The sequence below is a fragment of the Arthrobacter sp. TJ-236 genome, assembly GCF_058269235.1.
This window is the reverse complement of record NZ_JBZCNI010000001.1, coordinates 310,654-324,646: the sequence shown is the minus strand read 5'-3', so window position 1 is coordinate 324,646 and position 13,993 is coordinate 310,654. Positions and strand designations below refer to the sequence as shown.

General features: G+C 70.4%; 12 protein-coding genes. 9 read left to right on the top strand and 3 right to left on the bottom strand.

Annotated elements, in window-relative coordinates; all coding sequences use genetic code 11:
* Positions 1 to 70 precede the first annotated feature (70 nt).
* Genes AC4D16_RS01370 through AC4D16_RS01360 form a run of 3 tightly spaced genes read left to right on the top strand, consistent with a single transcriptional unit; the run spans position 71 to position 2,794 of the window.
* Entirely contained in the window at positions 71 to 1,021 is a 951-nt protein-coding gene (locus tag AC4D16_RS01370) for an ABC transporter ATP-binding protein (RefSeq protein ID WP_490949225.1), read from the top strand.
* On the top strand, positions 1,018 to 1,809 hold the full coding sequence (locus tag AC4D16_RS01365) for an ABC transporter permease (RefSeq protein WP_490953680.1): 792 nt from the start codon (positions 1,018 to 1,020) through the stop codon (positions 1,807 to 1,809). Before AC4D16_RS01370 ends, AC4D16_RS01365 begins: the two co-directional genes overlap by 4 nt.
* Before the next feature lie 4 nt (positions 1,810 to 1,813).
* Positions 1,814 to 2,794 carry a COX15/CtaA family protein gene (locus tag AC4D16_RS01360; RefSeq protein ID WP_490953679.1) on the top strand — a complete coding sequence of 327 codons (981 nt, stop codon included), beginning with the start codon at positions 1,814 to 1,816 and terminating at the stop codon, positions 2,792 to 2,794.
* An 87-nt stretch (positions 2,795 to 2,881) separates the two neighbouring features.
* On the opposite strand, the gene AC4D16_RS01355 is transcribed toward AC4D16_RS01360, so the two are convergent.
* Positions 2,882 to 3,799, bottom strand: coding sequence for a dihydrodipicolinate synthase family protein (locus tag AC4D16_RS01355; protein ID WP_490953678.1), 918 nt, complete (start codon positions 3,797 to 3,799; stop codon positions 2,882 to 2,884).
* Between the two features lie 90 nt (positions 3,800 to 3,889).
* Positions 3,890 to 4,834, bottom strand: a complete 945-nt coding sequence (locus tag AC4D16_RS01350) for a heme o synthase (RefSeq protein ID WP_490949229.1) — start codon at positions 4,832 to 4,834, stop codon at positions 3,890 to 3,892.
* 384 nt (positions 4,835 to 5,218) lie between these two features.
* Here AC4D16_RS01350 and tkt point away from each other — a divergent pair, with 384 nt between their 5' ends.
* The 6 genes from tkt (at position 5,219) to pgl (ending at position 13,562) form a co-directional block, all read left to right on the top strand.
* Entirely contained in the window at positions 5,219 to 7,405 is a 2,187-nt protein-coding gene (gene tkt / locus AC4D16_RS01345; RefSeq protein ID WP_490953677.1) for a transketolase, read from the top strand.
* A gap of 94 nt (positions 7,406 to 7,499) precedes the next feature.
* Positions 7,500 to 8,609 carry a transaldolase gene (tal, locus tag AC4D16_RS01340; RefSeq protein ID WP_490953676.1) on the top strand — a complete coding sequence of 370 codons (1,110 nt, stop codon included), beginning with the start codon at positions 7,500 to 7,502 and terminating at the stop codon, positions 8,607 to 8,609.
* Positions 8,610 to 8,613: 4 nt separating this feature from the next.
* Positions 8,614 to 10,275 carry a phosphoglucose isomerase-related protein gene (locus tag AC4D16_RS01335; protein WP_490949232.1) on the top strand — a complete coding sequence of 554 codons (1,662 nt, stop codon included), beginning with the start codon at positions 8,614 to 8,616 and terminating at the stop codon, positions 10,273 to 10,275.
* A gap of 41 nt (positions 10,276 to 10,316) precedes the next feature.
* Positions 10,317 to 11,825 (top strand): glucose-6-phosphate dehydrogenase, encoded by a 1,509-nt coding sequence (gene zwf / locus AC4D16_RS01330; RefSeq protein WP_490949511.1) that lies wholly within the window; start codon positions 10,317 to 10,319, stop codon positions 11,823 to 11,825.
* Positions 11,822 to 12,766: a glucose-6-phosphate dehydrogenase assembly protein OpcA gene (locus tag AC4D16_RS01325; protein ID WP_490949233.1), complete on the top strand. Its 945-nt coding sequence runs from the start codon at positions 11,822 to 11,824 to the stop codon at positions 12,764 to 12,766. Before zwf ends, AC4D16_RS01325 begins: the two co-directional genes overlap by 4 nt.
* Complete coding sequence (gene pgl, locus AC4D16_RS01320; RefSeq protein ID WP_490949234.1) at positions 12,756 to 13,562, top strand: 6-phosphogluconolactonase; 807 nt, start codon at positions 12,756 to 12,758, stop codon at positions 13,560 to 13,562. The genes AC4D16_RS01325 and pgl overlap by 11 nt, the downstream gene beginning before the upstream one ends.
* Before the next feature lie 127 nt (positions 13,563 to 13,689).
* Here the strand turns inward: pgl and secG are convergent, their stop codons facing one another.
* Entirely contained in the window at positions 13,690 to 13,941 is a 252-nt protein-coding gene (gene secG / locus AC4D16_RS01315; protein WP_043445180.1) for a preprotein translocase subunit SecG, read from the bottom strand.
* Between the last annotated feature and the right edge of the window lie 52 nt (positions 13,942 to 13,993).

Sequence of the window (13,993 nt, the reverse complement as noted above, 5' to 3'; positions counted from 1 at the left end):
TCTCCACCACTTAGGCGAGGCTTGCCATCTAAGCCCTGAACGCGCCTACTACCTGACGTAGAATACGAGGGTGCCGACCACCGCCCCCGCCCTCGAGATCGACGGGCTCATCAAGGACTTCGGGCCCGTCGGCGCCCTCGAGGGTCGCATGGTCCGCGTGCTCGACGGTGTGCACCTGACGGCCCGGCACGGCTCCGTGACCGTCCTGCTGGGCGCCAACGGTGCGGGGAAGACGACGACCCTCGAGTGCGCGCAGGGACTGCAGCGCGCCGACGGCGGCACGGTGCGCCTGCTCGGCGCCGATCCGTCGAAGGCGACCCCCGACCTCCGCGCCCGGGTGGGCGTCATGCTGCAGGAGGGTGGGCTCCCACCGTCGGTCAAGCCGATGTCCCTGCTCCGCCACGTGGCCTCCATGTACGTGGATCCCCTCCCGGTCGACGCCCTCGCGGAGCGGCTCGGGCTCGTCGACTTCGGCCCGGTGTCCATCCGCAGACTCTCCGGCGGTCAGAAGCAGCGGCTCGCGCTCGCCTGCGCCCTCGTCGGCAGGCCCGAGGTCGTGTTCCTCGACGAACCCAGCGCAGGGCTCGACCCGCAGTCGCGCACCATCGTGTTCGACCTCATCAGGGAGCTGCGCGCGGACGGGCTCGCCGTCATCCTGACCACCCACCTGCTCGACGACGCACAGCGCCTGGCGGACTACGTCTACATCATCGAGGGCGGCCGCACCGTGGCCGAGGGGACGGTCGCGGAGCTGACGGCCGAGACCGACGCCGACGGCAGCCGGGAACTCCGGTTCGAGACGATGCCCGGGCTGACCCTCCCCGACGACCTCCTGCCGCACCTGCTGCAGCGCGAGACCGAACCCGGGCAGTACGTCCTGCGCGGCGCCCTGACCGCCGCGGACGTCGCCCGGCTGGCGATGTGGTGGGACGCCTGCGGGGTCATGCCGACGGCCCTCTCCATGACGCCGCGTTCGCTCGAGGACGTCTTCCTCGACATCTCGGGACGGAGCATCCGATGACCTCCGAAGCCACCGCGTCACCGATCGGACGCGGGATCACGACCTCCGCTCGGGCGGCCTCGCTCCCCGTGCGGGTCCTCCGCCACGGCGGGTACGAAGCCATGGCCATGCTCCGGAACGGCGAGCAGCTCGTCCTGGCGATCGTGCTCCCGCTGCTCGCGCTCACCGCCCTGGTGCTCACTCCCCTGCTCGACGCCTACGGCCCGAGCCGCATCGACATCGCGGCGCCCGGCGTCCTCGCCCTGTGCACCATGTCCACGGCCTTCACGGGTCAGGGCATCGCCACGGGCTTCGACCGCCGCTACGGCGTCCTGCGCTACCTATCGACCACGCCGCTGGGGCGGTCTGGCCTGATCCTCGGCAAGGCGGTGGCGGTCGTCGCCGTCCTGGCCGTCCAGCTCGTGGTGATCGGCGGGGCCGCCGTGCTGCTGGGCTGGACGCCGCGACCCGAGGGCATCCTGGCCGCGGTGCTGCTGCTCCTCCTCGGGTCGGCGGCGTTCACCGCGCTCGGCCTGCTGGTGGCCGGGACACTCCGCCCGGAAGCAACGCTGGCGGTGACCAACCTCGTGTGGATCCTGCTGGCCGCGGCCGGCGGGGTGATCATCCCGGCGTCGGGCCTGCCCTCCGCCGTGGCCCCGTTCGTCTCCGTCCTGCCGTCCTCCGCGCTCGGCGACGGGCTGCGGAACGCTCTCGCCGAGGGCGTGCTCGATCCCCTCTCCTGCCTGGTGCTGTTCGTCTGGGCAACCCTCGCCAGTCTGGCGGCCATTCGCTGGTTCTCTTGGAGCTGATCACATGACAGGTACACCGCTCTCCGTCCTCACCGACCGGCTCCCCCGGACCACCTCCCCGCTGGTCCGGCGACTGGCCATCGCCTCGCTGGTGTCGCAGATCGCCATCGTGGTCACCGGAGGTGCCGTGCGGCTCACGGCCTCGGGTCTCGGCTGCCCCGAGTGGCCGCGGTGCACGGCGGACTCGATCGTGACGACGCCGGAGATGGGCTTCCACGGCGTCATCGAGTTCGGCAACCGGCTGCTGACCTTCGTCCTGGTGATCATCGCCGTGGCGATGATCATGTCGGTGCTGGGCATGCGCCGTGAGCGGAAGGACCTGTTCCGCCTGTCGATCGCCTTGTTCCTGGGGATCCCCGTCCAGGCCGTGATCGGCGGCATCACCGTGTGGACCGACCTCAACCCGTGGGTGGTGGGTCTGCACTTCATCGTGTCGATGGTGCTCGTGGCGCTCGCCACGGTCCTCGTGAACCGCGCCCGGCTCTCGCACGCCCAGTACACGTCCCCACGCCTCGCGGCCGCGCCGCCACGCCTGCGCGCACTCCTCACGGCCTCGACGGTCCTCACGTCGATCGCCGTCGTGCTCGGCGTGATCGTGACCGGCTCCGGTCCGCACGCGGGCGATCACGGTGCGGCACGCAACGGACTGGACCCGGCCCTGATGACGCGCGTGCACGCACTGCCCGTGTACCTGCTGGTCGCCGTCGTCGCCGTCGCGCTCGTCCTCGCCTACCGCTCACAGGTCCACCACAAGCTCCGCAAGGCCCTCACGCTGCTCGTCGCCGTCGTGCTCGTCCAGGGCGCCATCGGCTACACGCAGCACTTCCTGCACCTGCCGGTGGCTCTCGTGGCCCTGCACATGCTCGGCGCCTCGCTGCTCATGGCGGCAGCCGTGCACGCCCAGTACACGGCCACCACGCGGCGGACGCTGCCCGGCACCCAGCCCGCCGCCGTCGTGCGCCGATCGGTCGACGCGACGCACTGATCCGCGGGGGTGAGCCGGGTGGACCCGCGCAGATCCGGCTGACCCTGGGGGCCTCCCGGACCGTACGGGCCGGTCACCTCACAATGCTCAGGAGGCGCGGCCGTCCCGGGTGTCGTCGAACGCCGCCTCCACGAGGTCGAGGAGCCGTCCGAGCTCGCGTGACTCGGACCCGGGGCTGGGAAGCAGCGGCGGGCGCGGGTCGCCGGCCGCGATGCCGCAGGCGCGGGCCAGGAGGTGCAGGCCGCTGATCTTCCGCAGGCCGGCCACATGCTGCACGAGGGGCTGGAGGACGCGGCGGATCCTCTCGACCTCGGCGTGGTCCCCGGCCAGCACGGCCGCGCGAAGGCCCGCGTAGGCGTACGGCAGGAGCGCAGCCGGACCGCTGTGCCAGGCGTCTGCCGCGATCTCCCCCGTCATCATGAGGAGGTCGCCGCTCACGCCGTGACTGAAACCCTCGGGAACCCGCGCGGACAGGTCGGCGTGCCGGGCGTTGAAGGCGAGGGTGTCTCCCGCCGTGTCCTTGAAGGCCACCACCTGCGGCAGCGCCGCGAGTTCCGCGACGACGTCGAGCGAGTAGTCGAACTGCGTGGTGCCCGGGTTGTTGTACAGGCACACGGGGAGGTCGGTCACGGCGCAGACGGCGCGTACCTGGGCGATGACCTCGTCATCGGTGAGCGGCACGTAGGACACGGGTGAGAGCACGAGCCCCGCCGCACCGGCGGCCTGTGCGTCCTCGACGGCGTCGAGGACCTCGCGCGTCCCGACCGAACTGATGCCCACGGCCACCGGGAGCCTGTTCTCCACGGCCGCGATGGCGGTACGTGCCACCAGTGCCCGCTCGGCGCGGTCGAGGTAGGCGAAGCTCCCCGAGGATCCGAGGACCGTGACGGCGTCCGCACCCGAGCCGGGCAGACCCCCGACGAGGAGCGCGAGGTCCGCGTGGGACACCGCGCCGTCGGACGTGAACGGGGTAATGGGATAGGCGATGAGGCCGGTGAAGTCCATGGGCCAACCCTAGGCCGCGCGCGGCACTCCGGGGCCCGCCGGACCGTCGTGGAAACCAGGAGCGTCAGGAGCCCGCGGCCCGCCGGGACGTCAGGAGAGGACGGCCGCGCCGACGAAGGGATCGATGGCGAGGGCGAGGAACAACACGGTGAGGTAGCTGATGGAGCCGTGGAAGACCTTCATGGCGGCCTTGTTGTCCGAGGTCCCCTGCTGGGCCAGGGTGTGGAGGCGGTGCGACTCGCGGATGAACCACGCCCCGCCGAGGAGGGCGGCGGACGTGTACACCCAGCCGGCACCCGCGGGTACCAGGAGGAGGGAGCAGGCCACCATGGCCCAGGCATACAGGACGACCTGCACGGAGACCACGCGCGCGCCGGCGACGGCGCCGAGCATCGGGACGCTCGCGGCGTTGTAGTCGTCGCTGTACTTCATGGACAGGGGCCAGTAGTGCGGCGGCGTCCACAGGAAGATGATGAGGAACAGGACGACGGCGGGCCACTCGACGGAGTTGGTCACGGCGGCCCAGGCGATCAGGACGGGCATGCACCCCGCTGCGCCGCCCCACACGATGTTCTGGGACGTGCGGCGCTTGAGCACCAGGGTGTAGACCACCACGTAGAGGAAGATCGCGCCGATCCCCAGCAGGCCCGCGAGGGGGTTCGCGCCGAACCAGAGGACGGCGATCGCGACGACGCCGAGAACCCAGGAGAAGACCAGGGCCTCACGCGGTGAGACCTCACCGGTGACGAGCGGTCGGTTCTCCGTGCGGTGCATGAGCCGGTCGATGTCGCGGTCGATGTAGCAGTTGAATGCTCCCGCGCTGCCGGCCGCGAGGGCGCCGCCGATCATCGTGGCGAGGATCAGGCCGAGGGGCGGGAAGCCGCCCTGGGCGAAGATCATCGTCGGAAGAGTGGTCACCAGAAGGAGCTCGATCACGCGGGGCTTCGTCAGCGCGAGGTAGGCGCGGGCAGTGCGCGCCAGACCGCGGCGGGCCTGCGGGGATCGAGCCGGAGCAGGAGCCTGCTGGGTCTTCACAAGGCAACACTTTCGTTTCTTCCGGAGTAAAAGACACCCCCATCATACCCTTTTACAGCGTGTAGAAATCGGACCCGGAACGGCTTACGCACGTGGGCTGCGAGCCGCGAACAGCCCTTCGGGACCGCCCGCGCGTCACGCGCCCCCGGGTCCCCCGGATGTCACGCATGACATTCTTCGACGCCCACCTGCCAAGCACAGTGCGAAGGGATAGTGTGGGAAGGAAAGCCCGCTGTTGAAGCATGCCCGGAACCACGCCCTCCGGATGTGGTGCTGTCATCGGTCGGAGCCGACTCGTGCAGGATCAACGGAGAACTGTCAGAGGACGGCATGCCTCACGGCATCCGTCCCTTGATCGTTCCGGATGGAAAGGGGCCCGGAAACGTGGCGCAGACGCAACAGCAGGACTTCGAGTGGACAGAGCACGACCAGAAAGCGGTCGACACCGTCCGCGTGCTCGCGGCGGACGCCGTCGAGAAGGTGGGGAACGGGCACCCCGGTACGGCGATGAGCCTGGCCCCGGCCGCCTACCTGCTGTTCCAGAAGCTGATGCGTCACGACCCGTCGGACCCCGAGTGGACCGGCCGCGACCGCTTCGTCCTCTCCCCCGGTCACACGTCCCTGACGCTGTACATCCAGCTCTTCCTCTCCGGCTACGGCCTGGAGCTCGACGACCTGAAGGCGCTGCGCACCTGGGGATCGCTGACCCCGGGACACCCCGAGTACCGCCACACCAAGGGCGTCGAGATCACCACCGGCCCCCTCGGCCAGGGTCTCGCCACGTCCGTGGGCTTCGCGTACGGCCAGCGTCGCCAGCGCGGCATGTTCGACGCCGAGGCCGCTCCGGGCACCAGCCCCTTCGACCACACCATCTGGGTCATCGCCTCCGACGGTGACCTCCAGGAGGGCGTCACCTCCGAGGCCTCATCCCTCGCGGGCCACCAGCAGCTCGGCAACCTCGTGGTGCTCTACGACGAGAACCACATCTCCATCGAGGACGACACCGACATCGCGTTCACCGAGGACGTCCTGAAGCGCTACGAGGCCTACGGCTGGCACACGCAGCGGGTGGACTGGACGAAGACCGGCGAGTACGTCGAGGACGTCGCGGAACTGTACGCCGCCCTGCTCGCCGCCAAGAACGAGACCTCGAAGCCGAGCATCGTCTCGCTCCGCACCGTCATCGGCTACCCCGCGCCGACCAAGCAGAACACGGGCAAGATCCACGGCTCCGCACTCGGCAAGGACGAGGTGGCGGCCCTCAAGGAGAAACTCGGGTTCGACCCCGAGCAGCACTTCGACGTCGACCCCCAGGTCCTCGAGCATGCCCGTGGAGTCGTCCAGCGCGGCGCAGACGCGCACCGCACCTGGCAGGAGGGCTTCGACGCCTGGAAGGCCGGCCACGCCGACGAGGCCGCGCTGCTCGAGCGCATCCAGGCGCGCACCCTTCCCGAGGGCTGGGAGGCGAGCCTGCCGAGCTTCGAGGCGGGCAAGGACATGTCCACCCGCGCGGCATCGGGCAAGGTCCTCACGGCGATCGGCCCCGTGCTCCCCGAGCTGTGGGGCGGCAGCGCCGACCTCGCCGAGTCCAACAACACGACCATCGAGGGTTCGCCCTCCTTCGTCCCGGAGAGCCGGCAGACGAAGGCGTGGTCGGGCAACCAGTACGGGCGCGTGCTGCACTTCGGCATCCGCGAGCACGCCGCTGCGGCGATCGTGAACGGCATCGTGATGCACAGCAGCACGCGGGCCTTCTCCGGTACCTTCCTGATCTTCAGCGACTACCAGCGGCCCGCGGTGCGCCTCGGCGCGCTCATGGGTGTCCCTGCGATCTACGTCTGGACGCACGACTCGATCGGACTCGGCGAGGACGGCCCCACGCACCAGCCCGTGGAGCAGCTCTCCTCGCTCCGCACCATCCCGGGGCTCGACGTCGTCCGACCGGGTGACGCGAACGAGGTCGCCGTCGCATGGCGCACCATCCTCGAGAACACCGAGAACCCGGCGGGCCTCGTCCTCACGCGCCAGAACATCCCCACCTACGAGCGGGGCGAGGGCGCCGCGTCAGGCACCACCTTCGGCTCGGCGGAGGGTGTCGCGAAGGGCGGGTACGTCCTCGCGGACGCGACGAACGGCACGCCCGACGTCATCCTGATCGGCACCGGGTCGGAGGTCCAGCTGGCCGTGGAGGCACGCGAGCAGCTGGAGTCGCAGGGCATCTCGGCGCGCGTGGTTTCCATGCCGTGCCTCGAGTGGTTCAACGCGCAGGACGCCGCGTACCGCGACAGCGTGCTGCCGCGTACCATCCGCGCCCGCGTCTCCGTCGAGGCCGGTGTCTCGCAGAGCTGGCAGGGGATCGTGGGCGACGCCGGACGCAGTGTCTCGCTGGAGCACTACGGCGCCTCGGCCGACTACAAGACGCTCTACCGCGAGTTCGGCATCACGGCCGACGCCGTGGTGGCAGCGGCCAAGGACTCCCTGGAGGCCGTCGCGTCCGATCCCCTCGCGCCCAACGGGACCGCGGCCCTGCCCTCGGGCCACCGAGCCACCGAGACCGGCGACCACCAGTAGCCGGTCACCCGCCGTCACCACGCACACACTCCGCAGTACCCGCACTCGCCGCAGCATCCGCACACACTCCGCAGCAGCGGACAAGGAGCACATCATGACCACAAACACAGAACAACTCTCCGCAGCAGGCGTCTCCATCTGGCTCGACGACCTCTCCCGGGAACGCATCAACTCCGGCGCCTTCAAGCACCTCATCGAGGACCTGAACGTCGTCGGCGTCACGACCAACCCGAGCATCTTCGCCGCGGCACTGAAGAAAGGCGAGTCCTACGCCTCCCAGGTGGGCGCGCTCGCCGAGGCCGGCGCCGACGTCGACCAGGCCGTCTTCGACATCACCACGCACGACGTCGCGCAGGCGTGCGACATCTTCGCCGAGGAGGCCGAGCGCACCCACGGTGCGGACGGCCGCGTGTCGATCGAGGTGGACCCCCGCCTCTCGCGTGACACCGCCGGAACCATCGCCGAGGCCAAGCGCCTGCACGCGAAGGTCCAGCGCACCAACGTGCTCATCAAGATCCCCGCGACGGTCGAGGGTCTCGAAGCCATCTCGGAGACCCTCGGTGCGGGGATCAGCGTCAACGTGACCCTGATCTTCTCGCTCGAGCGGTACCGGGCGGTCATCAACGCCTTCATGATCGGTCTGGAGCAGGCGCGGGAGAACGGCCACGATCTCTCGAAGATCCACTCGGTCGCCTCCTTCTTCGTCTCCCGCGTGGACGCGGAGATCGACGCCCGCCTCGACGCGATCGGTTCCGAGGAGGCGACGGCGCTCAAGGGCAAGGCCGGGCTCGCCAACGCGCGCCTCGCCTACCAGGTGTTCCAGGAGCAGTTCTCCTCCGAGCGCTGGCAGGTCCTGAAGTCCGCGGGCGCCAACGCGCAGCGCCCCCTGTGGGCATCCACCGGCGTCAAGGACCCGAACCTCCCGGACACGCTGTACGTCACCGGCCTCGTGGCGGCGGACGTCGTCAACACGATGCCCGAGAAGACGCTCGACGCGACCGCCGACCACGGCGTCGTCGAGGGCGACACGGTCACGGGGACGTACGCCGAGTCCACCGAGATCCTCGACCGGCTGGATGCCCTGGGCATCTCCTACGCCGAGGTGGTGGAGCTGCTCGAGACGGAGGGTCTCGACAAGTTCGTGGCCAGCTGGTCCGAGCTCCTCGAGACCGTCCAGGCAGCACTCGACGCGGCGAAGGGCTGATCCCATGGGCTCCTTCGCTCTTACCGCCTCCGGCGACGCCCTGACCGCCGTCGACTCCGCGGTTCCCACGCTCGTCGCCGACCGTTTCGCCTCACGGCTGATGGCGAAGGACGCCACCCTGTGGGGCCCCGATGCCGAGTCCGAGGCGTCGATCCGCCTCGGCTGGATCGACCTGTTCGAGGGGTCCCGCGCCCTGCTGCCCGAGATAGCGGGACTCCGCGCCGACCTCAATTCCGAGGGCGTCGACCGCATCGTGCTGTGCGGCATGGGCGGCTCCTCGCTGGCGCCCGAGGTCATCACGAAGGAGGCCGGCGTCGAGCTGGTCGTCCTCGACGCCACCGACCCCGAGCAGGTGCGTGCCGCCCTCGCGGAGGACCTGCAGCGCACGGCCGTCGTCGTCTCCTCGAAGTCGGGCTCCACCGTGGAGACCGATTCCCAGCGCCGGCTCTTCGAGCAGGCCTTCATCGACGCCGGCATCGACGCGGCATCGCGGATCATCGTGGTCACCGATCCTGGCTCGCCCCTCGAGGAGGCCTCGCGGGCGGCGGGCTACCGCAAGGTGTTCACGGCCGACCCCGCGGTGGGCGGGCGCTACTCGGCCCTCACCGCGTTCGGGCTCGTGCCCTCCGGCCTCGCCGGGGCGGACATCGAGACCCTGCTGGACGACGCCGAGGACAGCGCCGAGTTCCTGGGCGACGACGACTCGGACAACGTGGGGCTGCAGCTCGGCGCCGTGCTCGGCGGCACCTCCCCCCTGCGCGACAAGATCGTGTTCGCCGACGCCGGCTCCGGCCTCCCCGGATTCGCCGACTGGGCCGAGCAGCTCATCGCCGAATCCACGGGCAAGCTCGGCACGGGCCTGCTGCCCGTGGTCGCCTCGATCGACGCGCCCGAACTGGCCGACGTGGCGGACGACGTCCTGCCGGTGGTCCTCGCGCCGTTCGACGAGGCGCCGAGTGACGAGTCGACCACCGGGACGCGGGTGACCGTCAGCGGCTCGCTCGGCAGCCAGATGTTCGTCTGGGAGTACGCCGTGGCCGTCGCCGGGAGGTTGCTGGGCATCAACCCCTTCGACCAGCCCGACGTCGAGGCGGCCAAGAAGGCCGCTCGCGGCCTGCTCGACGCACAGCCCGCCCCGACCCCCGCCGCCTTCACGGACGGCGCCGTCGAGGTCCGCGGCGACGCCGCGCTGCTCGGGTCCTCCCGCACCGTCCGCGACGCGCTGGAGGCCCTGCTGGCGACACTGCCGGCGAACGGCTACCTGTCGGTGCAGGCCTATCTCGACCGGCACCGCCAGTCAGCACTCGAAGGTGTGCGCGCGCCGCTCGCCGCCGCCTCGGGCCGTCCGGTGACCTTCGGGTGGGGGCCGCGGTTCCTGCACTCGACGGGCCAGTACCACAAGGGCGGGTCACCCATCGGGGTCTACCTGCAGCTCACCGCTGCCGCTGACGCCGACCTCGCCATCCCCGATCGGCCGTTCACGTTCGGCGAGCTCATCACGGCGCAGGCAGCCGGTGACGCGCAGGTCCTCTCCGACCACGGCCGTCCCGTACTCCGCCTGCACCTCACGGACCGCGCGGCCGGCGTGGCGCAGGTCCTGGACGCGGTCGCCTCGCTCAACCGCGCACCCGAGCCCTCGGCCGACGGTTCGAGCGGCGAGCTGTGAGCGTGACGGAGAACAGCTCGCCGACACGCCCCGCGAACCCGCTGAGGGATCCTCGCGACCGCCGGCTCAGCCGCATCGCAGGGCCGTCCTCCCTGGTGCTGTTCGGCGTCACGGGTGACCTCGCGCGGAAGAAGCTCATGCCCGCCATCTACGATCTCGCGAACCGGGGGCTCCTGCCGCCGAGTTTCGGGCTCGTGGGCTTCGGGCGCCGTGACTGGAGCAACGAGGACTTCGTGCAGCAGGTCCGTGAGTCGGTGACGCAGCACGCCCGCACACCGTTCAACGAGACGGTGTGGCAGCAGCTCTCCGCCGGCATCCGCTTCGTCCGTGGCGAGTTCGACGACGACGACGCGTTCCGGAACCTCAAGGCCTGCATCGAGGAGCTGGACACCAACCGGGGCACGCGGGGCAACCACGCCTTCTACCTCTCGATCCCGCCCAACGCCTTCGAGGCGGTGTGCCAGAAGCTCTCCGAGCACGGCCTCGCCCAGCCCGACGACGGCCAGTGGCGGAGGGTGGTCATCGAGAAGCCCTTCGGCCACGATCTCGCCTCGGCACGGGACCTCAACCGGATCGTCGAGGAGGTCTTCCCGCCCGACGCGGTGTTCCGCATCGACCACTACCTCGGCAAGGAGACGGTCCAGAACATCCTGGCGCTCCGGTTCGCCAACCAGCTCTTCGAGCCGCTGTGGAACGCCAACTACGTGGACCACGTCCAGATCACCATGGCCGAGGACATCGGCATCGGGAGCCGGGCCGGGTACTACGACGGCGTCGGAGCCGCGCGCGACGTCATCCAGAACCACCTCCTGCAGCTCCTGGCCCTGACGGCCATGGAGGAACCCATCTCCTTCGACGCCCACCACCTGCGCTCCGAGAAGGAGAAGGTCCTCGCGGCCGTCTCGCTGCCCGAGGACCTGACCGGTCGGTCGGCCCGCGGGCAGTACGAAGCCGGCTGGCAGGGCGGCGAACACGTGAACGGCTTCCTCGAGGAGGACGGCATCCCGGAGGACTCGACCACCGAGAGCTTCGCCGCGCTCCGTCTGGACATCAACACCAGGCGCTGGTCCGGCGTCCCGTTCTACCTGCGCGCCGGCAAGCGCCTCGGTCGGAGGGTGACGGAGATCGCCGTGGTGTTCAAGCGTGCCCCGAACCTGCTGTTCCGTGCCCACGACGAGGAGGACTTCGGCCAGAACGCCGTCGTCATCCGGGTGCAACCCGACGAAGGCGTGACCATCCGCTTCGGCTCGAAGGTGCCCGGCACGCAGACCGAGGTGCGCGACGTCACGATGGACTTCGGCTACGGCCACTCCTTCACGGAGTCCAGCCCCGAGGCCTACGAGCGGCTGATCCTCGACGTCCTGCTCGGCGAACCGCCGCTGTTCCCCCGACAGCAGGAGGTGGAGCTCTCCTGGAAGATCCTCGACCCGTTCGAGAAGCACTGGGAGACCCTCGACGGTCAGCCCGAGCCGTACGTCCCCGGTAGCTGGGGCCCCGCATCCGCCGACGAGCTACTCGCAGCCGACGGCCGAACCTGGAGAAGGCCATGATCGTCGAACTACCCGACACCACCACCTCGAAGGTGTCCAAGGAACTCATGAGCATGCGCGACGCCGGTGGCGTCGTGGCGCTCGGGCGTGTCCTCACGCTCGTGGTCATCACCCGCTCCGGGTACGAGGAGGAGGCGATCGACGCCGCGAACGACGCGAGCCGCGAGCACCCCTGCCGCATCATCGTGCTGGCGGAGGGCTCGTCGGACGAGCCCACCCGCCTCGACGGGCAGATCCGCGTGGGTGGCGATGCGGGAGCGTCCGAGGTCGTGGTACTGCGCGGGTACGGCGAGCTCGCCGACGAGAACGAGTCCCTCGTCTCCGCGCTCCTGCTGCCGGACGCGCCGATCGTGGCCTGGTGGCCGCACGGCGTACCCGAGGCTGCGGCGCGCACCTCGATCGGAGGGATAGCCCACCGCAGGATCACCGATTCGGCGAACGAGGACGATCCCACGGCGGCGCTGTTCAACATCAGCAGGACCTACACGGCCGGTGACACGGACCTGGCCTGGACCCGCCTCACCAACTGGCGGATCCAGCTCGCGGCGGTACTCGACCAGGTCGCGGGCGACGCCCCGGTCACGGCCGTCACGGTCGAGGGCGCCTCCGACTCCCCCAGCACCGTGCTGCTCGCGGCATGGCTCACGAGGGCGCTCGACGCACCCGTGACGATCGTGGCCGGACCCGCGGGAACAGGACTGAAGCGCGTCCTGCTGACCCGGGAGGGCGGCGACATCGAGCTGCACCGCCCCGGTCACGACGTCGCCGAGCTGCACCAGCCGAACCAGCCCGTGCAGAGCATCTCCCTACCGCGCCGCGGCCTGAGGGACTGCCTCGCCGAGGAGCTGCGGCGCCTCGACCCCGACGAGGTCTTCGGTGAGGTCATCACCGAGGGCCTCGCGCGAACCAACCTGAGGAGTGTGCACACGAGTGAGCGCTGATCCGACAGTCAGTATCCATCCGTCCCAGGACTCCCTGGCGGCTGCGGTCGCCGCGAGGCTGATCACGCGGCTCGTGGACGTGCAGAGCGAGCGGGGGACGGCGACGATCGTCCTGACCGGCGGATCGATCGGTACGGCAGCGCTCCGCGCGGTCGCCGACTCGCCGGCGCACACCGCCGTCGACTGGTCGCACGTGGACATCTGGTGGGGCGACGAGCGCTTCCTGCGCGCCGAGGACCCCGACCGCAACGCCGTGCAGGCGCGTGCCGCACTGCTCGACCGCGTCGGCATCGACCCCGTCAGGGTGCACGAGTTCGGCTCGAAGGACGACTTCCCCGACGAGGACGCCGCGGCCACCGCGTACGCGGAGGACCTCGCCGCGGCCGCCCGGGCGGAACTCGACGCCGATGGGGAGGTGGACCAGGTGGACCCGCGCCTCCCCCGCTTCGACGTCCTGTTGCTCGGGGTGGGCCCCGACGCCCACGTAGCGTCCCTCTTCCCCGAGATGGCCGGTATCCGGACCAGGGGCGCGACGACGGTCGGCGTCCCGGATGCGCCGAAACCACCACCGCAGCGGGTCTCGCTCACCCTCGAGGCGATCACCACCGCCCAGGAGGTGTGGCTGTCCGTCAGCGGCAGCGACAAGGCCGGCGCCGTGGGGCTCGCCCTCGCCGGTGCGGGCCACGTCCAGGTTCCCGCAGCGGGAGCGCGGGGCCTGCGGAAGACGCTGTGGCTCATCGACCAGGATGCCGCCCAGAAATTGCCGGGCCGCCTGATCGATCACGACGACGACTGACCGAGTGCACGCGTCGCGACGTCGTCCGTGACGGGCCGAGCACGACGAAGCCCCTGTCTCCCGAGGAGACAGGGGCTTCGTGCTGCACCGGCGCAGGGCCGGCGCGACAAGTGTTCGGGCTGAGGTCCTACGACTCGCCGGCGAAGCGCTGGATGAGTCCGAGGGCGACGATCACGACGCCCCAGGCCAGTCCCAGCGCCACGGTGAAGCGGTTGAGGTTACGCTCCGCGACGCCCGAGGAACCCATGCTCGAGGTCATGCCTCCGCCGAACATGTCCGACATGCCACCGCCCCGGCCCTTGTGCAGGAGGATCAGGAGAGTCAGCAGCAGACTGGTGATCCCGAGCAGGACGAGCAGGATGATACGAAGGATTTCCACGGGGCCCTTTCAAGGCTCGGTTACCGCCGCCGGAGGCTGCGGGCGCGCGTGA

Bases quoted from the DNA above. Each gene is read 5' to 3' on its own strand.
- AC4D16_RS01365 (WP_490953680.1), top strand. From the start codon at position 1,018: ATGACCTCCGAAGCCACCGCGTCACCGATCGGACGCGGGATCACGACC.
- AC4D16_RS01360 (WP_490953679.1), top strand. From the start codon at position 1,814: ATGACAGGTACACCGCTCTCCGTCCTCACCGACCGGCTCCCCCGGACC.
- AC4D16_RS01355 (WP_490953678.1), bottom strand. From the start codon at position 3,799: ATGGACTTCACCGGCCTCATCGCCTATCCCATTACCCCGTTCACGTCC.
- tal (WP_490953676.1), top strand. From the start codon at position 7,500: ATGACCACAAACACAGAACAACTCTCCGCAGCAGGCGTCTCCATCTGG.
- AC4D16_RS01335 (WP_490949232.1), top strand. From the start codon at position 8,614: ATGGGCTCCTTCGCTCTTACCGCCTCCGGCGACGCCCTGACCGCCGTC.
- AC4D16_RS01325 (WP_490949233.1), top strand. From the start codon at position 11,822: ATGATCGTCGAACTACCCGACACCACCACCTCGAAGGTGTCCAAGGAA.